Genomic DNA, 20,223 nt, shown 5'->3' on the forward strand with positions numbered 1-20,223 from the left:
GGGTCAGCCCTTCTCGGCGCCGCTGGTCAGTCCCTCGGTGAGCAGCCGCTCGGTGAACAGGAACAGCAGGACCACCGGCACCGTGATGATGACCGATCCGGCCATGAGCGTGGTGGTGGGGACCTCCGCGCCGCCGGACAGCTGGGACAGCCCCAGCGACACGGTCCACCGTTCCCGGCGGTCGACGAGGAAGAGCAGGGCGAACAGGAACTCGTTCCAGGCGATCATGAAGACGAACAGGGCGGTGGCGATGACGGAGGGCATGGCCAGCGGCAGGCTGATCCGGCGGATGACGCCGAGCCGGCCGAGGCCGTCCACCAGGCCCGCCTCCTCCACGCTCTCGGGCAACGCGTCGAAGTAGTTGCGCAGCATGTAGACGGCCACCGGCACCGTCTGGGCGACGTAGACGAGCACCAGGCCGGCCAGCGAGCCGCGCAGGTGCAGGCGGGTGAGGAGCACGAAGAGCGGGATCGCCACGACGATGCTCGGGAACAGGTAGACGGCCAGGAACAGGACGCCGACCTTCCGGCGGCCGAAGAACGGCAGCCGGCTCACCGCGTACGCGCCGGGGATGGAGACCAGGAGGGTCGCCAGCACGCAGCCGACGGCGACGAGGGTGCTGTTGCCCAGCAGCCCGAGGAAGCCCTGCCCTCCGGCGTCCACCGGGGCCAGCACCTGCCGGTAGGTGGACGTCGTGAGGTCGCCGAAGGCGCCGAACACCGCCAGCGGGTCCCGCAGCAGGTCGCTGATCGGCCGCACCGACAGCGCGAGCATGTAGGCGAACGGGACCAGGGTGGCGACCAGCGCCAGGACGATCACCATCGGGCGGGCGACGCCCAGCGCCGTCCGCTCGACACGGTCCCGGCTCCAGGGCCGGCGCGCCGGGCGGGCGCGGGCGACCGCCCGGCTCTCCTCTGCGGTCGTCACGGTGACTCCTCTCCGCGGCGCCGCAGCAGCCACATGTAGGCGCCGATGAGCACGACGAGGATGGCGGCCAGGACCACGGACTGGGCCGCGGCCGCGCCCACGTTGCGCTGCACGGTGAGCAGCTCGTAGACCCGCACGCTGACGACCTCGGTCCCGGCGCCGCCTCCGGTGAGGAGGAAGACGTCGTCGAACTCGTTGAACGTCCAGATGGTGCGCAGCACCACCAGCACCGCGATGACGGGCATCAGCTGCGGGAGGATCACGTGGCGGAACGACTGCAGCGGGGTGGCGCCGTCCACGGTGGCGGCCTCCTCGACGCTGTGGGGCATCGCCTGCAGCCGGGCGAGCAGGAACAGGAACGCGAAGGGGAAGTACCGCCACCCCTCGAACGCGATCAGCGTGAGCAGCGCGGTCGGCACCGTGAGGTGCAGACCCAGGAGCGACAGCTCGCCCGTCGGCTGGGACAGGAACGCCACCGGGTCGTCCCACCCCAGCAGGCGTGTGCCCACGGCGTTGACGATCCCGAACTCGGGGTTGAGCATGACGCGCCACACGAAGGTCACCGCCACCACCGGGGCGATGTACGGCAGGAGCATGGCGGCCCTGACGAGTCCCCGGCCGCGGAAGGGCCGCCGGAGCGCCAGGGCCACCGCCAGCCCCAGTGAGACGGACAGCGCCGTGGCCCCGGCGGTGTAGGCGAGCGTGGTCACCAGGCCCTCCCCCAGCTCCCCGGAGGTGAGGACCCGCTGGAAGTTGGCCAGGGTGAGGTTGTCGAACAGCCCGGCCCGCCCGATGCTGAGCAGGCGCATCCGCTGGAACGCGATGAGCAGCGACCACAGCAGCGGGACGACCACGATCGCGAGCACGATGACGAGGGTCGGGGAGATGAGCAGGAGCCCGGTGCGCGCGTCCCTCCTGCGGAGGCCGCCCGCCGGTTCCTCCGGGTGGTTCTTTCTCATGGGGTGGCCTCCCGGGCGCGTCAGGAGCCGATCTCTTCCTTGAGGGACCTGACCTTGCGGGCGGCCTCGCCGGCCGCCTTCGCCGGGTCACCGCCCGAGCCGATGAGGTCGGCCAGCGCCCTGGGGACGATGAACTGGCCGGCGGCGGCCCCGGCGAGTTCGCCCTGCCCCTGGGAGACGCCCCAGCGGGCGAAGGACTCGGGGCTCTTCATCACCGATTCCAGGACGTCCTCGCCGTAGAAGCGTGAGAGGGGCTCCTTGCGGTCCACGCCCGCCTTCATGTCCTTCCAGGCGGTCAGGTAGCGCCGCGGGTCGTCCTTGGTGCCCTGCCGTACCGGGACCTTGCCCTCGGGGGAGACGGCGAGCCACTTCTCGTAGCCGTCGCCCATCATGTATCCCACGAACTTCCGCGCCTCGGCGCTCGGGGCGCCCTTGACGACCGCCCAGGAGACGATCTCGCCGAAGGTGACCGGAGCGGTGCCCTTCGGGCCGCGCAGCGCGCTGACGACGCCGGTGTTCTTCGCCAGGAAGGTCTTGTCGTCCTTGCACTCCGGGCAGGAGGGCAGGGCGTCGTCGCGGAGCCCGGCCAGCTCGTCGAGCAGGAAGGACGACCAGATCGTCATCGCGGCCCTGCCGGAGAAGTAGGACGCCCGCGTGGTGTCGGCGTCCTGGTTGCCGCGCACCGAGTGGTCGCGGAGCAGTCCGGAGTAGAACCCGAACGCCTCGGCGCAGCCGGGGCTGTCCAGGGCGACGTCGCCGTTCGCGCCGACCAGGTCGCAGCCGTTGGCCAGGGCCAGCGACTCGAAGCTCTGCTGGGTGAAGGAGTCGCCGGGCGCGGTGCCGGCGACGATGCCCGTCGTGCCGTCCCTGCCGAGCGTCCGGGCGGCCTTGCTGATCGCGTCGTAGGTGTCCGGGGCGGCCAGGCCGGCCTTGTCGAAGAGGTCCTTGCGGTAGAAGAGCAGCTGCGCCCATCCGTCGCTGGGCACGGCGAGCTGGGCGCCCTTGCCACGGGTCAGTTTCAGGGCCTGCTCGGTGAAGGTGTCCTCCCCCAGGTCGCCGACGACGGCGGCGGCGGTCTCGGTGTCGAGCAGGTCGTCGGTGAGCAGGCGGTTGACGGCCGTCAGCGGGAGGGCGCCGATCACGTCGGGCAGGTCGTCGGCCGCGGCGGCCGACGACAGGACGCTCGTGAGCTGGTCCTCGGCGACCGGCACCAGCTTGGCCGGAACCCCGGTGGCCTTGGTGAAGTCGGCGAGGATGCGTTTCTGCGCCTCCACCCGGTCGGCGACGTCCTCGACCGTCCAGACCGTCAGTGACCGGTCGGAGCCGTCGCTCCCGCCTCCCTCTCCCCCCTCTCCTCCGCAGGCCGACAGGAGGACGGCGACCGGCAGTGCGAGGGCGAGGAGTCGTGTCCTTCGACGGAACATCGTCATGTTGTCCTTCCGGCCGCCGCCTCCGGCGGGCGGCCGCCGCGCGGCGCGGCCCGCGGACACCGGACGGAGCGCGAGAGATGGGGTGAGGGAGCGCTCCTCTGCCCGGCGTTCCACCGATGAAACGGACAGCCGCTATCAGGACATGTCAGCGATGTCCGAAAGCCGGGCGGCGAGCCGGTCGACGTCTCCGTCGACCAGCGCGGACACGGCCCGCCACCAGGCGAACCACTCCCCGCTGCGCCACATCCAGTCGGCCCGGTCGACCGCCGCCACCACGTCGCCCCTGGTCCGCCACGGCTCACCGGCCTGCCGCGCGGAGGCACCGTTGTCCAGGGCCCAGGCGCGCAGGGTCCGGGCGACGTCGTCGTCGACGGGCTCGGCGTAGGGGTCGGGGTCCTCCCCCAGCGGGTGCGGGCCGAGGCCGGCCGCCACACCCCAGCTCCACTGGGCCTCGGCGGGGCGGGAGTAGCGCAAAGAGTCGAAGTCGAGGTTGGAGCCCAGCTCACCGTCGGGGCGCCTGACCACCAGCGCGTCGAGCCGGCCGCCCGCGTCGAAGGCGACGACGAGGCGCCGGCCGGGCTCGGCGTCCCGCGGCAGGCCGACGCGGTCCTCGGCCTGCCAGGAGTTCAGGTCGGCCGCACCCGCCGGCGGGCCCCACACCTCGTCGGCGGCGTCGTCGGCGATCCAGGCGGCGAGCATCTCCAGCACGGTCAGGTCGGTCCACGGGTCGATGGCGGTCGCGGCCGAGAGCGCCTCGTCCGGCGCGGGCAGCTTGTCGCCGCGGGCCCGCCGCCACCACTCCTCCCCCAGGTCGCGGGTACCGACCAGCAGGGCGGCCACCGCCGAGAGCTCGGTGGAGCGGCGGGTGAGCGGCGCTCCGCGCGCCAGCTCCGCGCATCGCTCGACACGACCGGCCCCCAGCGCCGTCTCCGCCTCGCGGAGCAGGGCGCCGCCCTGGGGTCTCTCCGTGCCCAGCAGACTCGTGACGAGCCTTCTGGCCTCGGTCCGGGCATCCTCCGCACGTGCCTCCCGCATACCCGCCACGTTACGCCGGAGGACCCTCAGGCGCGAGGCTCACCGGGCGGGATGGCCGTGCCGTCCTCCGGTGCGCCGCCGCGGTAGGCGGCGCGGCCGACCATGTAGGCGGCCACCGCCGCCGTGATCACCTGGAAGACCGCGGCCAGCAGCAGCGGCCCGGCCGTCGCCCAGGTGGGGCGGTGCAGCCACATGGCGAGCAGCACCAGGTGCAGGCTGAGCACCTGGGGTTTGGTGGCGGCGTGCATGCGGGCGAGGGTGGCCGGGAAGCGGACCATCCCCACCCCGGCGACGAACGCCAGCGCGGCGCCCAGCAGCAGGCACGCCGCGGCGGCGGCGTCCAGGACGGTCACCGCGCCCGCCCGGCGAAGAACCTGGCCAGCGAGACCGATCCGACGAACCCCAGCAGGGTCAGCACCGGCAGCAGCGGCAGCGCCGAGTACTGGCCGCGCGCGACCGCCGCCGCGCCGATCACGCACATCACCACGGCGGTCATGACGTCCAGGGCGATCGCACGGTCCAGCATGGACGGGCCGCGCACCAGCCGGTACAGCGTCATCGCCGCCGCGCCGCCGAGCAGCGCCAGCACCACCGGGTACACCATCGCCGTCATCGCAGCTCCTCCCTGTCGGCGGTGGTGCCGAAGGCCGCCACGATGCGCGCCTCCAGCTTCGCCACATCCGCCCGTACCATCCTCTGCACGTCTCCGGTGGGCCCGAGGACGTGCAGGAGCAGTTCCCCCTCCGTCAGGCGGGCCTCCAGCACGAGGCTGCCGGGCAGCGCCGACAGCGCCACCACGGTCAGCACCGCCATCACCTCCGATGAGGTGCGCAGCCGTACCTCGACGATCTCCATCGGCGGCACCGTGCCGAAGCGCAGCGCCCAGAACGCGACCCGGGCGCTGGAGACCACCAGGTCGGCGGCGAAGCCGGTCAGGAAGACCAGCAGCCCGACCGGGTGGACGCGCAGCGCGGGCTCGCGGGCCGGCAGCGGCAGCAGCCAGACGACGGCCAGCGCGGCGAGCAGCCCGCCCAGGATGTTGGCGACGCTCAGCTCGCCCCACAGCAGCAGCCAGACCAGCGTCAGCCAGGCCACCGTGCGGGGCGGGACGGGCCTGCCGAGCAGCCGGGGCGCGCGGCCGCCGTCCGGCCGGATCACCGGCCGCCCCCGAGGACGGCCGAGACGTACGGTTTACGGGCCAGCAGCTCCGCGGCGGTCCGTACGGTGAACGCGCTCAGCGGCCCGGCCAGCACGGTGTAGGAGAGGCCCAGCGCCACCAGCGCGGCCGTGGCGCCGATCATCGGGAGAGGCATCCGCACGCTGGTGACGATCTCCCTGCCGGTGATCCCCTCGGTGCCCCGCGCCCGGCCCGCGCCCGGCTCCCCGGAGCCGGGCCCGCCGGGTCCGCCCGATTCGCCGGGTCCGCCGGGTCCGCCCGGTCCCCCGCGTTCCCCGGCGCCCCCGAAGCCTCCCGCGCTCTCCGAGCCCTCCGAACCCTGGGAGCCCTCTGAGCCCTCCGGACCCTCTGAAGACTCCTCCCCCTCCAGCACGACGCCCGCCCCGGTCACGTCCGGCGGCGGCGTCCGCCAGAAGGCCCTGTTCCAGGTCATGGCCACCGCGTACAGGGTGAGCAGGCTGGTCACCAGCCCTCCGGCGACCAGGATCAGCGCCACCGGGCTCCCGTCGGCCACCCCCGCCCGGACCAGCGCCAGCTTGCCCAGGAAGCCCGACATCGGGGGGATCCCGGCGAGGTTCATCGCGGGGACGAAGAAGAGCACCGAGATCAGCGGCGCGAGGCCCAGCAGCCCGCCCAGGCGGTCCACCGAGGTCGTGCCGGTGCGGCGCTCGATCATCCCGGCCACCAGGAACAGGCTGGTCTGCACGGTGATGTGGTGGACCGCGTAGAGGACCGCGCCGGCCACCCCGCCGACGGAGAAGAGCGCGACGCCGAACACCATGTAGCCGATGTGGCTGACCAGGGTGAAGGAGAGCATCCGCTTGATGTCGGTCTGGGCGACCGCCCCGAGCACCCCCAGCAGCATGGTGGCCAGCGCCGCCCACATCAGCAGGCCGCCCACCGGGCCGCCGGGGAACAGCAGCGCCTCCAGCCGGATGATCGAGTAGACGCCGACCTTGGTCAGCAGCCCGGCGAACAGCGCCGTCGCGGGCGCGGGCGCGGTCGGGTAGGAGTCGGGCAGCCACCCCGACATCGGGAACACCGCGGCCTTGACCACGAAGACCAGCAGCAGCGTCAGCTCCACCAGCAGCCTCACCGAACCCGGCAGCGGCGTGAACCGCTCGGCGAGCTGGGCCATCGAGACGGTGCCGGTCGCGCCGTAGGTCACCGCGATGGCGACCAGGAACAGCATCGACGACACCAGGGCCACCACCGCGTAGGTGGCGCCCGCCCGGACCCGCGACTCCGTCCCGCCGAAGGTCAGCAGCACGTACGACCCGCTGAGCAGCATCTCGAAGGCGACGAAGAGGTTGAACAGGTCGCCGGTCAGGAACGCGTCGGACACGCCGGCGGACATGATCAGGTAGGCCGGGTGGAAGATCGCCAGCGGTGCGGCCTGCTCCTGGTCGGCGTACGCCTGCGCCTGGGCGAAGACCATCACGCACAGCGTCACCGCCGAGGAGACCGCCAGCATGACGGTGGCGAGCCTGTCGGCGACCAGTGAGATGCCGAACGGCGCCGGCCAGCCGCCGGCGTCCGTCACCAGCGGCCCCCGCCGGTCGGCCGCCACCAGCAGGGCCAGCGACACCGCCAGCACGATCGCGAGGGTGCCCACGCTGATGAGCGCCTGGGTCCGGCGCAGCCGGCCGCCGATGGCCAGCTTCAGACCGGCGGCCAGCAGCGGCAGCACCACGGGCACGGGGATCAGGGCCTCCATCAGTCCTCGCCCTCCAGGTCCGGGTCGTCGGCCCTGGCCTGCCGTGACCGGTCGGCCCGGATGGCGGCCCGCATCGCCTCCCGGGCCTCGCGGCGGCGGGCCCGCAGCCGCTCGCGGACCTCCCGCTCGCGCTCGGCCAGCTCGCGTTCCCGGCGGGCGAACTCCTCGCGGATCCGGCGGACCCGCTCGTGGCGTTCGCGCCGGGACTCCTCCTCGGCGCGCCGGGTCTCGGCGCGCCGTTCGGCGATCCGCTCGGGGGACTGCGCCTCCCCGTGCTCGCGGACCCAGCGGTCGAGCTCGGCGCCGGCCTCGTCGATCCGCTGCCGCATCTCCCGGGCCTCGCGGCGTTCGCGCTCGTGCCGGGCGGTGTCCAGGCGGGCCAGCTCGGCGCGCTGCCCGGCGACCAGCCTGCGGTAGGCCCTCCGCCGTTCGCGCACCGCCTCGGCGATCTCGCCGCGCCGGGAGCGCAGCCGCACCCGGCGGTCCTCGGTGTCGTCCTGCACCTCGTCGCCGCCGGTGAGCTGCCAGGACCGGTGGACCATGGACAGCAGGAACGCGGTGACGCCCAGGGTGATCACGATGGCGGTGAGCACCATCACCTGCGGCAGCGGGTCGGCCATCCGGGCCGGATCGGAGACGCCGAGGATCGGTGGTTCCCCCGGCGGGCCGGAGACCGTGACGATCAGCAGGTTCACCCCGTTGCCGAGGAGGATGACGCCGGCCAGCAGCCGCACCAGGCTGCGTTCCAGAAGGAGCGCCGCCCCGACCGCGATCAGGATCGCGGAGGCGGCGATCGGCAGCAGCGGGACGCTCACCGGGTCTCCTCCTCCTCGATCTGCCGGTCCAGCTCGGCGCCCAGGCTGCGCAGGATGTCCTGGACCATGCCGAGCACCGTCAGGTAGATCCCGAGGTCGAACAGCAGGATGGTGGACAGGTGGACCTTCCCGGCCAGGGGGACGGCCAGGTCGGCGGAGAACGCGCGCAGCGGCGCGCCTCCGAACGCCATGCCCAGGGCCGCGGACACCACCGACAGCACCAGGCCCAGCCCCATCAGCACCCCGGCGCCGGTCGGCGCGGCGACGGCCAGCTCGTACCGGCCCCCGGCGAGATAGCGGACGACAAGGGACAGCCCGGCCACGATGCCGCCGGCGAACCCGCCGCCCACCGAGCCGTGCCCGGTGAACAGCAGGAAGACCGAGACGAGCAGCAGGGTGTGGAAGATCATGCGCGCGATGACCTCCAGGACCGCCGCCCGCTCCCCCTGCGGCAGGGTCGCCGTCAGCCAGTAGGTCCGGCCCGGCGGCCTGCGGTGCCCGGCGGGGGGCCGCTCCAGCGCGTAGGTGCGGCGGCGCAGGAAGACCAGGCTGGTCACCCCCAGGGTGAGGACGACGAGGACGGTGCTCTCCCCCAGGGTGTCCCAGGCCCTGATGTCCACCAGCAGCGCGCTGACGATGTTGGAGGCTTTCGCCTGCTCCGCCGGCCCGGCCAGCAGCGTCCCGACCGGCGTCTCCGACCGCGCGTTGACCGCCAGCGCCCCGGCGCCGGCCGCGACGAGGCCGGTGACCGCCCCGAGCACGGCGCGTACGGCCAGCGGCACCCTGGGCCGCTGCTCCTCCTGCGGGACGATCGGGAGCCTGCGCAGCACCAGCACGAAAGCCACCAGGCTCAGCGTCTCGACGAGGAGCTGGGTCAGCGCCAGGTCGGGTGAGCCGTGGGAGAGGAACAGCAGCGCGGTGCCGTACCCGGTGAGCCCGACCAGCAGCGCTAGCACGACGTGGGAGCGGGCGAACGGCGCGAGGACGGCGGTGACGGCGAGGAGGAGCCCCACGACGGGCTGCTCGGCGCGTTCCCACAGGACGACGACCGGTCCCACCGTGGTGACGGGCCCGTACAGCAGCGCGAAGACCGCGATGCCCGCCAGGGTGATGAACGCGATCATCAGGTAGTCGGGGAGGGAGCCGCGCTGGACGACGCCGGTGAGCTGCCCGGCGAAGCGGTTCATGCCGCGTACGAGCGCCCAGTAGACCCGTCCGGAGTCGATCGTGCGCAGCAGCCGCCCGGCCCGCGCCCCCCGGTCCCCGGCGGCGAAGATCAGCGCACCCCCGGCCAGGGCGGCGGCGGACAGCAGCAGCGGGACGGGCGCGCCGCTCCACAGCGCGAGGTGGGCCTCGTGGCCGGGGTCGGCGAAGGTGGCGGTGTAGGGCTCCACGGCATGGCCGTACCGGGAGGCGAGGAGGGCGGCGACCGGCCCGAGCACGGCGAGCAGGGCGGGCGGCAGGAACGTCGCGACGCCGTAGGGCGCCATCGGGGTCGGTTCCCGGCCCGGCGGGCTCCCGAAGGCCCCGGCGAGGAAGCGCAGGCTGTAGGCGGCGGTCAGCGCCGAGCCGAGCACCACCCCGGCCAGCGTCGCCACCTGGGCGGGCCCGCCGCCGAGCAGCGACTCGAAGGCAGCCTCCTTGGCGGAGAACCCGAAGAAGAGCGGCACGCCCGCCATGGAGGCCGCGGAGGCCGTCGCGACCGCGCACAGCCAGGGCGCCGAGCGCCGCAGGCCGCTCAGCGCGCGCAGGTCGCGGGTCCCGGCCGCGTGGTCGACGATCCCGACGACCAGGAACAGCGACGCCTTGAACAGGGCGTGCGCGCCCAGCATCGCGGCGCCCGCGAGCGCGGCGCCGCGGGTGGCGGCGCCGAACAGCACGGTCAGGAAGCCGAGCTGGCTCACCGTGCCGTAGGCGAGCAGCCGTTTGAGGTCGTTCTCACGCAGGGCCCGCCAGCCGCCCAGCAGCATCGTGAGCAGGCCGAGCGACACGGCCGCCGCCCGCCACGGGACGTCCTCGCCGAAGGCCGGGCCGAGCCTGGCCAGCAGGTAGATCCCGGCCTTGACCATCGCCGCGGCGTGCAGGTAGGCCGAGACCGGGGTCGGCGCGGCCATCGCGGCGGGCAGCCACATGCTGAACGGGAAGATCGCCGACTTCGACAGCGCCCCGGCCAGGACGAGCGCCAGCGCGGCCGGCACCGTCCCGCCGGCCGGCGGGTGCGCGAGGAGCCGCGAGACCCGGTAGGTGCCGGCCGCCTCGCCCAGCATGACGAACCCGGCGAGCATGGCCAGCCCGCCGAAGGTGGTGACGGTGAGCGCCTGCAGCGCGGCCCGCCGTCCGGCCCGGCTCGCCGGGTCCTGGCCGATCAGCAGGTAGGAGAAGATCGTGGTCAGCTCCCAGAACACGTACAGCAGGAGCAGGTCGTCGGCGGCCACCAGCCCGAGCATGGCCCCGGCGAAGGCCGTCAGCGACCCGCCGAACCTCCCGAGCCCGTCCTCGCCGGCGGAGAAGTAGCGGGAGCAGTACAGCAGCACCAGCGCGCCGATCCCGGTGACCAGCGTCATCATCAGCAGGCCCAGCGCGTCGGCGCGGAAGGACAGGCTCATCCCCAGGGCGGGCGCCCAGTCGTGCCGCGAGGAGACGGGTGCGCCCGTGACGACGGCCCACAGCGTGTAGGCGAACCCGCAGGCGGGCGGGAGGGCGAGCACGAGGAAGGCGTCGCGGCCGAGCCTGCGCACCAGAGCCGGGGCGCACACCGCCGCGACGGCGTGCAGGATCAGCAGCGGCTCCATGGTCTCCCGGGCCCGTCGTCGGCCGACGACCCGACGGTGCCACCGGATCCGCCGCACCGCCGTACGGGCGCGCGGCCGCTTGACGGGAAAAGTCCCGGTCCTTCACCGGGACATGAGACCCGCCGGGTACGGCTCAGCGGCGGCCGGCGCGGCCCAGCAGCCAGCCGATCACCGCGCTGCCGAGCGCGACCCCGGCGCCCATCCCGAACGCGGCGAGGACCGGCCAGGCGGGGCCGTTCGCGGCGGGTCGCGGGGCGGGGCCGGCGGCGGGACGCTCGAAGACCCGCGGCGCGGCCTGGGCCTGCTCTCCGGCGGGGACGACCGCCGGGCCGGGCCGGGCGGCTTCTCCGGCGAGGGCCGCCGGGCCGGCCTGGACGGGGATCGCGGCTGTCTCCGGGACGGTCGCCGTGGTCCCGGCGGTCCCGGCGGTCCCGGTGACTCCGATCACGGAGGCGGCGGGGACCGCGGGGGCCGTCACGACGGCGGCGAGGTGGTTCTCGACGGCGGTGAAGAACTCTCCCGCGGTCTTCCTCGCCACCGAGCCGAGCATGCGCTGGCCGACGCCCCCGATCATGCCGCCGACCACCGCCTCGGCGTCGTAGTCGACCCGGGTGCCGTCCCCGGCGTCGCTGAGGCGGATCTCGACGGTGGCGTCCACCGTACCGGGGGCGCCCTGCCCCCGGGCCCGGAGCACGAACCGCTCCGGCGCGTCCGGCTCGGTCAGCGTCACCTCTCCCTGGTAGACGCCCTTGATCGAGGCGACCCCGGCGGTGACCGTCATCCGGTAGGCGCCGGGCCCCGTCTCCTCCAGGCGCTCACAGCCCGGGATCGTGCGCACGAGCACGGCCGGGTCCTGGAGCGCGGACCACACGCGGTCCCTGTCGACGCCGAGCACGGCGCTGCCTGCGACCTTCATCCCAGTACTGTAGGCATCCGCCCGCCGCGCCGGTAGGGCGTGTGCCCTCGGCGCGGCGGACGGCGAGACGGCGGAACCCCGCTAGGCGGTCAGGACCACCTTGTTGCACTCGTTCTCCTTGTGCTTGAACATCTCGTAGGCCCGCGGGGCGTCCTCCAGCCGCATGCGGTGGCTGATCACGAAGCTGGGGTCGATGTCGCCGTTGCGGATCCGCTCCATCAGCGGCCTCATGTACCGCTGCACGTGGCACTGGCCGGCCCTCAGGGTCAGCGACCGGTTCATGATCGATCCCATCGGGAACTTGTCGACCATGCCGCCGTAGACGCCGATCACCGAGACGGTCCCGCCGTTGCGGCAGGCCATGATCGCCTGGCGCAGGGCGTACGGCCGGTCGGTCTCCAGGCGGGTCGCCTGCTTGGTGCGGTCGTAGGCGTACATGGCCGGGTTGCCGTGGTGGGCCTCCATGCCGACGGCGTCTATGCAGGCGTCCGGGCCGCGGCCGGCGGTCATGTCCCGCAGCGCCTCCATGACGTCGACCTCCTCGTAGTTGAGCGTCTCGGCGCCCGCGCGCTCGGCGTGGTGCAGCCGGTAGGGGAGGCGGTCGATGGAGATGACCCGTTCGGCGCCCATCAGGCGGGCGCTGAGGGCCGCGAACTGGCCGACCGGCCCGGCCCCCCAGACGGCGACGACGTCGCCGGGCTTGATGTCGCACATCTCCGCGCCCATCCAGCCGGTGGGCAGGATGTCGGACAGGAACAGCACCTTCTCGTCCGGCAGGCCGTCCTCGACCTTGATCGGCCCCACGTCGGCGAAGGGCACCCGGGCGTACTCGGCCTGGCCCCCGGCGTAGCCGCCGAGCATGTGCGAGTAGCCGAAGATCCCCGACGGGGAGTGCCCCAGGAGCTTCTCCGCGACGCCCGCGTTGGGGTTGGAGTTCTCGCACACGGAGTACATGCCGTTCTGGCAGGACAGGCAGTTGCCGCAGGCGATCGGGAAGGGGACGACCACCCGGTCGCCGACCTTGAGGTTGCGCACCTGCGGGCCCACCTCCACCACCTCGCCCATGAACTCGTGGCCGAGGATGTCGCCCTTCTTCATCGTGGGCATGTACCCGTCGTACAGGTGCAGGTCCGAACCGCAGATCGCGGTCGAGGTGACGCGGACGACGGCGTCGCGGGCGTTGACGATCCCCGGGTCCGGGACGTCCCGGACCTCGACGGTGTTGCGGCCCATCCAGCATGTGGCTTTCATGTCTTCCCCTCACCCCACCGGCTGGGCGGGACGCTGTACGGCCTGCCGGAGCGCGCGGGTGCCCTCCGGGCTGCCCTCGGAACGCACCACCTCCCCGGTCTCCATGACCTGCTTGAACCGCCGCAGGTCGTCGTGGACCTGCTGCTCGGGGTGCTCGCCCAGCAGCCGGGCCAGCGCCAGGCCCGCCTTGCCGCCCGGCGGGTCGTAGCTCAGGCTCACCCGCACCTCGGTGCCGCGCCCGCCCGGGGCGTCGGCGAAGCGCACCGTCCCGCTGTTGGGCACCGTCGCCCGTCCCGTGGACCGCCACGAGATCAGCTCACCCGGGCGGTCCTCGACGATCTCCGCGTCCCACTGCACGCTCCTGCCGGCCGGGCCCCGCGCCGTCCAGTGCGACCGCCCGTCGCCGGTCACCTCCACCGACTCAAGGTGCGTCATGAACCGCGGAAGGTGCCCGAAGTCCCGCCAGTACCGGTAGACCTCCTCGCGGGGATGGTTGATCGTCACCGCCGCCCGCAGGTCCCGGACCCGATCGCCCAGTTCACGGCCCTCCCGGCCCTCAGGGCCCCGGGTGGCCGTGGCGCGCCGGCCTGCCCGCATCGCGGCGTACACGGCGGCGGCGAGCCCGGTGGCCGCCGTGAGGGTCCCGATGCGGCCGCCTCCGCCGCCGGAGCGGCCGCCCCGGCCGGTCTTCGCGCGGCCGGGCGCCATCATCCGCATCGCGCCGCCCAGGCCGTGTCCGGACGCCGTCATCCGCCTCATCCCGCCGATGCGGCGGCCGGGCGCCATCATGCGCATCGCGCCGCCCATGCGGTGGTGGTCCCCCATCCCGCGGACGTGCCCGCGGCCTCCCGGGTACGGGATCACGTGCAGGAACTCCCGCCGGCCGGTCGGCGCCAGCATCGCGCGGATCCGGCCGGCGATGCCGCGGCCCGTGCCGGGCGGCGTCATGTGGAGCAGACCCCGCGCCCCGGGCTGCGGGATGACGTGCAGGAACTCCCGGCCGCCGGTCGGCGCCAGCGCCCGCCGCAGGCCGCGGGGAAGCCTCCGGCCGCCCGCCATCGGCATCCCGCTGAGCATGCCCCCCGCTCCGCGCGACGGGAGCGTGTGCAGGAACTCCCGGCCGCCGGTGGGCATGAGCCTCCGCCTCGGGCCGCGGCCGGGCGTGCCGCCCATCATCGGCATGGCCTGGATGAACTCCCGGCCGCTCGTCGGCGTCAGCCTCCGGTGGATCCGCTCGGCGGTCTTCGGCGCGACGACGTGCGCCAGGCCCAGGCCGAGGCCGGCCCAGCCCAGCACGCGGGCGAGCGGGTCGGCGGTGTGCTGATGTTCATGGGTCATATGGTCCTCGCATGGCTGGTCGCTTCTCCGATTCCGGCCCGCCGTCGGCTCGGCCCCGCGGCCGCTCCCGGCCGCCACGCCGCACCGGCGCCGCCGCCGTCCGGCGCGGCCCGGCAGGCGGGAACGGCCGGTGGCGAACCTCCCGGTAACCGCAGGTATTACCCCTCTGACATGGGAAGACGCTGATTCTCCGGTCCGGAATGGGTCAGGAGATCCCAACATCGCCGGACTCTCCGCCGGCCCCGGCCGCCGGATCTCGTCGCCGACAAATGCCCCATATGGCCATTTATGCGATTACCGGTCCCCGGCCCCTGGCAGGATGGTGCGCCATGGCATCGGGGAGATCACGAATGGCCGGGGCGGCGGTCGCGCTCGCGGTCGTGACGGCGGGCGCGGGCTGCGGCCAGGGGAGCACGGGTGCGGACGGCGGCGCGGCGGACGGCAGGGACGGCGCCGCCCGCGTCCCCTCCTCCGCCGCGTCCGCCTCGCCGTCCCCCACCGGTCCGCCCGGGGCGCTGCCCAGGCCGGGCGAGGTGGCCCGGATCCCCGTGCCCGCCGACGGGCTGCCGCCCGTGATCAGCTCCATCCCGACCAAGCGGAAGGTCGTCTTCCTCACCATCGACGACGGATGGGAGCAGGATCCGGGGTTCCTGGCGCAGGTCCGCGAGCGGCGGATCCCGATCGCGGCCTTCGTCACCCGCGACGCCGTCGAGGCCAGGGGCGCGACCGACCCGACCGCCCAGGGAGGGAGATACCTCGGCGCCGGGAAGTGGGACTACGTGCGCGACCTGCGCGAGGCCGGGGCGACGATCGAGGACCACACGCTCACCCATCCCAGCATGCCCACGCTCGGCTACGAGCGGCAGAAGGCGGAGATCTGCGGCACCGCCAAGCTGGTCCGCAGGCACACCGGCGAGTCGCCCAGGCTGTTCCGCCCGCCGTTCGGCGCCTTCAACACCCTGACGCGCAGGGCGGCCAAGGCGTGCGGCATGGACGCGCTGCTGCTCTGGACGGCTACCGTGCAGCCGGGCGGGAAGATCGCCTACCAGGTGCCGGACAAGAAGCTGCGCCCCGGCGACGTGCTGCTGCTGCACTTCCGGCCGAACCTGTCCCGCGACTTCCGCGTCCTGGTCAAGAAGATCCAGCGCCGGGGCTTCGAGCTCGGCAACCTCCACGCCTACCTGGAGGCCGCGGGCCGCAGGTCCTGACCCGGGTCCGAGCCGGAGTGCGGTCCGGACCGGGCCGTGTGACGAAGATCGCATCAGCTCGCGGCGTCGGCGCCCCCCTTTGCTCTACACGTTGTAGTACTACTGGAGGTAGCACTACCGCTTGTAGAGCTTTGACCCGTGAGGGGAAGATGGACGCACTGGACCTGGCGCGGTGGCAGTTCGGGATCACCACCGTCTACCACTTTCTTTTCGTACCCTTGACCATCGGCCTGGGCGTCTTCGTGGCCGGCCTGCAGACCGCCTGGCACCGCACCGGCAAGGAGCAGTACCTGACGCTCACCAAGTTCTTCGGGAAGCTCTTCCTGATCAACTTCGCGATGGGCGTGGTGACCGGCATCGTGCAGGAGTTCCAGTTCGGGATGAACTGGAGTGAGTACTCCGTCTTCGTCGGCGACGTCTTCGGCGCCCCGCTGGCACTGGAGGCGCTGCTGGCGTTCTTCCTGGAGTCGACGTTCCTGGGCCTGTGGATCTTCGGGTGGGACCGCCTCCCCAAGCGCGTCCACCTCGCCACGATCTGGGCGGCGGTGATCGGCTCCAACCTCTCGGCCTACTTCATCCTCGCCGCCAACGCCTGGATGAAGCACCCGGTCGGCTACGAGGTGGTCGGCGGCCGGGCCCGCATGACGGACCTGTGGGCGGTGCTCACCAACCCCACGGCCCTCGCCCAGGTGCCCCACGTGGTCGGCGCGGCGTTCGTCGTCGCCGGCGGGTTCGTGCTGGCCGTCTGCGGCTACCGCGTCCTGCGCGAGCGGCGCCCGGGCCCCGGCGGCACCGTTCCCGTACGGCGCGGCGAGGAGGGCATGTGGCGTGCCCCGATGCGCGCCGCGCTGGTCATGACGGCGATCGCCGGGGCCGTCGTCGCCTTCACCGGCGACGCCTCCGCCAAGCTCCTGAACGAGCAGCAGCCGATGAAGCTGGCCGCCGCCGAGGGACTCCGGCACAGCACGGCGGGCGCGCCGTTCTCCCCCGTGCCCGGGGTGGAGCTGCCCGGCGTGCTCAGCTTCCTGTCCACCGGCGACTTCGGCGCCGTCATCCGGGGCACCGAGGACCTCCAGGCCGTCTACGCCCGGCAGTTCGGCCCGGCCGACTACGTGCCCGACCTGTCCGTCGTCTACTGGTCCTTCCGCGTCATGATCGTCTTCGGCATGACGACCGTGGCCCTGTCGGTCCTCGGCCTGTGGCTGACCCGCCGGCGCCGCCGCGACCCGCGCCCGCTGCCCTCCTGGTTCGCCCGCGCCTGCGTTCTGGCCCTGCCGCTGCCGCCCCTGGCCATGATCGCCGGCTGGCTGCTCAGCGAGATCGGCCGCCAGCCCTGGACCGTCCAGGGCGAGCTGCTCACCGCCGCGAGCGTCTCCCCCGGCGTCAGCCTCGCCGAGGTCGCCGTCTCCCTGGCGGTCTTCACCGTCCTGTACGGCGCGCTCGCCCTGGCCGAGGCCGTACTGCTGGTCCGGCACGTCAAGGCGGGCCCCGAGCCCGCCGCCCCCGGCCCCCTCGCCCCGCCCTCGCGCGACGGCGACGAGGACCGCACCGCACTGCTCCAGCCGACCCTGATGTACTGAGCGGACAACGGACATGGAACTGACGACCTTCTGGTTCATCGTCATCGCCTTCCTGTGGACCGGCTTCTTCGTCCTGGAGGGCTTCGACTTCGGCGTCGGCATGCTGGCCCCGGCGCTGTCGCGGAACGAGGCCGAGCGCAGGCAGGTGCTCGGCACCATCGGCCCGGTCTGGGACGGCAACGAGGTGTGGCTGATCACCGCGGTCGGCGCGATGTTCGCCGCGTTCCCCGCCTGGTACGCCGGTCTGCTCAGCGAGTTCTACCTGCCGCTCACGCTGGTCCTGGTCGGGCTGATCGTGCGCGGCGTCGGCCTGGAGTGGCGGGGCAAGGTGCACCACGCCACGGACCGCCGCTGGTGCGACCTGGGCATCGTGGCGGGCAGCGCGCTCCCGGCGTTCCTGTGGGGCGCCGTCTTCGCCGACCTGCTGCGGGGCGGCGCGGCCGCCGCGCTGGCCGGCGGGGTCCTCTCGCTCTCGCTGTTCGCCCTGCACGGCGCGGTCTTCGTCGCGCTGAAGACCACCGGCCCGGTACGGGCCCGCGCCCGCCGCGCCGCGATGGCCGCCTCGGCGGTGGCGCTGCCCGCGGCCGTGGTGGCGCTGCCGGGCATCCCCCCGGCGGGCAGCGGCTGGGCCGCGGCGCCGTGGCCGTGGGCGGGCGCGCTGGCCGCGGTCGCCGCTCTGGCCGCCGGGGTCGCGCTGACCTGGCGGGGCAGGGACGGCTGGGCGTTCACCGCCACCGCCTCCGCCATCGTCCTGACCGGCGCCGCGCTGTTCGCCACCCTCTTCGAAGCCCCCATGCCGGGCATGACCGTCGCCGGGGCCGCCTCCGGCCCCTACACGCTGGGCATGCTGACCTGGATCGGCCTGATCGCGCTGCCGTTCGTGCTCGGCTACCAGGCGTGGACCTACTGGGTGTTCCGCAGGCGCCTGGTCGCCGAGGTCTCCCGAGCCTGACTCCCCGGCCCGGGTCTCCCGGATCCGGCCCCCGCTCCGGGGCCTCCCGGACCGGCCCTCGCGTCGGGGTCTCGCGGCCCGGGCCGCCCGGGCGGGCCGCCCGGGCCGGGGCGTCCTGACAGCGGGCGGCGCGCCGCCCTCCCCGTCCGCCGCGCCGCCGGCGCCGTACCGGGAACACCGTGACCACGGCCGCCACCGCGGCCGTGGCCGTCTCCACGAGCCCGGCGGCCACCGTTATCACTGTGAGATCTGACATTTTCCGGGTGGTGGAGTTGGGAAACAGAGGCATTGACTTCCAGTGAAAAGATCGCAAACATGCCTCGGTGACCACCCCCAGTCTGTTCCGGCACCGGAACTTCTCGCTCCTGTTCGGAGCGGACACGATCAGCCAGATCGGCACGCAGGTCAGCACCCTCGCGCTGCCGCTGGTCGCGGTGCTCGCGCTGCACGCGAGCCCGTTCGAGACCGGCCTGCTGGCCGCCGCGCAGACGGCGGCCTTCCTGCTGGTCGGACTGCCGGCCGGGGTGTGGGTGGACCGGATGCCGCGCCGGCGGATCCTGGTCGGCGCCGACGTGGTCCGGGCCGTGCTGCTGGCCTCGGTGCCGCTCGCCTGGTGGTTCGACGCACTGAGCCTGCCCCAGCTGTACGGCGTGGCGCTCGGCACCGGCCTGGCCACGGTCTTCTTCGACGTCGCCTACCAGAGTTACCTGCCGAGCCTGGTCGGCAGGGACCGCCTGATGGAGGGCAACGCCAAACTGGAGATCGTCCGCAACTCGGCGCAGATCGCCGGCCCGGCCGTCGGCGGCGGTCTGATCCAGCTGCTCACCGCGCCGGTCGCGGTGGTGCTGGACGCCGTCAGCTTCCTGGGCTCGGCGCTGATGCTGGGGCGGATCGACGCCACCGAGCAGGTCCCGGACCGCAGCGAGCGGCGGGGACTGCTGAAGGAGATCGGCGAGGGCCTGCGGTACGTGGTCTCCCACCGCATCCTGCGGCTGATCGCCGCCTCCACGGCCCTGGCGAACTTCGCCAACGGCATGATGGTCGCCGTCGAGATGATCTTCCTGGCCCGGGTGGTCGGCCTGTCCCCCGGTGCGATCGGCGTGCTGTTCTCGGTGGTGTCCGTCGGCGGCCTGACCGGCGCGGCGCTCGTGGGGCCGATGAGCCGCCGGATCGGCTCGGCCCGGATCATCTGGCTGTCCATCATGGTGACGTCGCCGTTCACCGCCCTGGTGCCGCTGACCGAGCCGGGCTGGCGGGTCTCGCTCTTCGCGATCGGCGCGTTCATCCAGTCGATCGGCGTGGTGCTCTACAACGTCGGTCAGGTCACCTTCCGTCAGAGCGTCACCCCCGAGCGCATGCTCGGCCGGATGAACGCCACCATGCGCTTCCTGGTGTGGGGCACGCTGCCCATCGGTGGCCTGGTCGGCGGTCTGCTGGGTGAGCAGTTCGGCGCCCGCGCCACGCTGTGGGTCGTCGTGGGGGTCACCCTGCTGGCGGTGGTGCCGCCGGTGCTCTCCCCGCTGCGCACCATGCGCGACCTGCCCGAGGTCCCGGACCCGGACGGGCCCGGGACGGAGGGCCCGGCGGCCGGTCCGATGGCGGAGCAGCCGGCGGCGGAGGAGCCGGCGGCCGGCGATCCGGCCGCGGAGGGCCCGCCGAGCGGGAGACCGGCGAAGGAGCGGGCGGCGGGCGGCGGCACCGTGACGGAGGACCAGGCGACCGGGGAGGCGGCGGCGGAGGTTCCGCTGATCGGAGAGACGGTGGCGGGGATCCCCGTGACCGAGCGGCCCGCCCCGGCGCACGACCCCGCCTCCGGCCCGGTCCCCGGCTCCGTCCCGGCGCACGACCCCGCCTCCGATCCGGTCTCCGGCTCCGCACCGGCCGGCGACCCCGGCCGAGACGGGACCTCCGTACGGGACGACACCGGACGGCCGGATCCCGCCGACGGCTCCTGACACCGGCCCCGGCCGGGACGAGCGACGCGGCGACCGATCCCGCCGGGCACCGGTTCCGGCACGGACGGCCCGGCCCGGCCCGGCGCGGACGGCACGGCCCGGACGGCGCGGATGTACGGCACGGCCCGGACGGCGCGGATGTACGGCACGGCCCGGACGGCGCGGATGTAC

General features: G+C 73.9%; 17 protein-coding genes. 4 read left to right on the forward strand and 13 right to left on the reverse strand.

Features of this window, described 5'->3' with window-relative positions; genetic code table 11:
• Positions 1-3 precede the first annotated feature (3 nt).
• The 13 genes from AB0D67_RS04080 to AB0D67_RS04140 all read right to left on the reverse strand — a co-directional run bounded on the left by AB0D67_RS04080 (position 4) and on the right by AB0D67_RS04140 (position 14,357).
• Positions 4-927 (reverse strand): carbohydrate ABC transporter permease, encoded by a 924-nt coding sequence (locus AB0D67_RS04080; protein WP_362929663.1) that lies wholly within the window; start codon positions 925-927, stop codon positions 4-6.
• Entirely contained in the window at positions 924-1,886 is a 963-nt protein-coding gene (locus tag AB0D67_RS04085) for a sugar ABC transporter permease (RefSeq protein WP_362929665.1), read from the reverse strand. The genes AB0D67_RS04080 and AB0D67_RS04085 overlap by 4 nt, the downstream gene beginning before the upstream one ends.
• A gap of 20 nt (positions 1,887-1,906) precedes the next feature.
• A complete protein-coding gene (locus AB0D67_RS04090; RefSeq protein WP_362929667.1) occupies positions 1,907-3,310 on the reverse strand; it encodes an extracellular solute-binding protein in 1,404 nt (467 codons plus the stop codon).
• Positions 3,311-3,451: 141 nt separating this feature from the next.
• A complete protein-coding gene (locus AB0D67_RS04095) occupies positions 3,452-4,351 on the reverse strand; it encodes a hypothetical protein (RefSeq protein WP_362929669.1) in 900 nt (299 codons plus the stop codon).
• Between the two features lie 26 nt (positions 4,352-4,377).
• On the reverse strand, positions 4,378-4,704 hold the full coding sequence (gene mnhG, locus AB0D67_RS04100) for a monovalent cation/H(+) antiporter subunit G (RefSeq protein ID WP_362929671.1): 327 nt from the start codon (positions 4,702-4,704) through the stop codon (positions 4,378-4,380).
• On the reverse strand, positions 4,701-4,964 hold the full coding sequence (locus AB0D67_RS04105) for a monovalent cation/H+ antiporter complex subunit F (RefSeq protein ID WP_362929673.1): 264 nt from the start codon (positions 4,962-4,964) through the stop codon (positions 4,701-4,703). Before AB0D67_RS04105 ends, mnhG begins: the two co-directional genes overlap by 4 nt.
• Complete coding sequence (locus AB0D67_RS04110; RefSeq protein WP_362929675.1) at positions 4,961-5,509, reverse strand: Na+/H+ antiporter subunit E; 549 nt, start codon at positions 5,507-5,509, stop codon at positions 4,961-4,963. Before AB0D67_RS04110 ends, AB0D67_RS04105 begins: the two co-directional genes overlap by 4 nt.
• Complete coding sequence (locus tag AB0D67_RS04115; protein ID WP_362929677.1) at positions 5,506-7,245, reverse strand: Na+/H+ antiporter subunit D; 1,740 nt, start codon at positions 7,243-7,245, stop codon at positions 5,506-5,508. Before AB0D67_RS04115 ends, AB0D67_RS04110 begins: the two co-directional genes overlap by 4 nt.
• Positions 7,245-8,060, reverse strand: coding sequence for a Na(+)/H(+) antiporter subunit C (locus AB0D67_RS04120; RefSeq protein WP_362929679.1), 816 nt, complete (start codon positions 8,058-8,060; stop codon positions 7,245-7,247). The genes AB0D67_RS04115 and AB0D67_RS04120 overlap by 1 nt, the downstream gene beginning before the upstream one ends.
• A complete protein-coding gene (locus tag AB0D67_RS04125) occupies positions 8,057-10,852 on the reverse strand; it encodes a Na+/H+ antiporter subunit A (RefSeq protein ID WP_362929681.1) in 2,796 nt (931 codons plus the stop codon). Before AB0D67_RS04125 ends, AB0D67_RS04120 begins: the two co-directional genes overlap by 4 nt.
• Before the next feature lie 133 nt (positions 10,853-10,985).
• Positions 10,986-11,768, reverse strand: a complete 783-nt coding sequence (locus AB0D67_RS04130) for a carbon monoxide dehydrogenase subunit G (protein ID WP_362929683.1) — start codon at positions 11,766-11,768, stop codon at positions 10,986-10,988.
• Positions 11,769-11,849: 81 nt separating this feature from the next.
• On the reverse strand, positions 11,850-13,019 hold the full coding sequence (locus AB0D67_RS04135; protein WP_362929685.1) for a zinc-dependent alcohol dehydrogenase: 1,170 nt from the start codon (positions 13,017-13,019) through the stop codon (positions 11,850-11,852).
• A gap of 9 nt (positions 13,020-13,028) precedes the next feature.
• On the reverse strand, positions 13,029-14,357 hold the full coding sequence (locus tag AB0D67_RS04140) for an SRPBCC family protein (RefSeq protein ID WP_362929687.1): 1,329 nt from the start codon (positions 14,355-14,357) through the stop codon (positions 13,029-13,031).
• A gap of 350 nt (positions 14,358-14,707) precedes the next feature.
• Between AB0D67_RS04140 and AB0D67_RS04145 the strand changes: the two genes are divergently transcribed.
• The 4 genes from AB0D67_RS04145 (at position 14,708) to AB0D67_RS04160 (ending at position 20,052) form a co-directional block, all read left to right on the forward strand.
• Positions 14,708-15,565, forward strand: coding sequence for a polysaccharide deacetylase family protein (locus tag AB0D67_RS04145; RefSeq protein WP_362929689.1), 858 nt, complete (start codon positions 14,708-14,710; stop codon positions 15,563-15,565).
• A 149-nt stretch (positions 15,566-15,714) separates the two neighbouring features.
• Entirely contained in the window at positions 15,715-17,145 is a 1,431-nt protein-coding gene (locus tag AB0D67_RS04150; RefSeq protein WP_362929690.1) for a cytochrome ubiquinol oxidase subunit I, read from the forward strand.
• A gap of 13 nt (positions 17,146-17,158) precedes the next feature.
• Complete coding sequence (gene cydB / locus AB0D67_RS04155; RefSeq protein ID WP_362929692.1) at positions 17,159-18,097, forward strand: cytochrome d ubiquinol oxidase subunit II; 939 nt, start codon at positions 17,159-17,161, stop codon at positions 18,095-18,097.
• Between the two features lie 323 nt (positions 18,098-18,420).
• On the forward strand, positions 18,421-20,052 hold the full coding sequence (locus AB0D67_RS04160; RefSeq protein WP_362929694.1) for an MFS transporter: 1,632 nt from the start codon (positions 18,421-18,423) through the stop codon (positions 20,050-20,052).
• The last annotated feature ends 171 nt before the right edge of the window (positions 20,053-20,223 follow it).

It is taken from the genome of Streptosporangium sp. NPDC048047, assembly GCF_040653115.1.
GTDB lineage: Bacteria > Actinomycetota > Actinomycetes > Streptosporangiales > Streptosporangiaceae > Streptosporangium.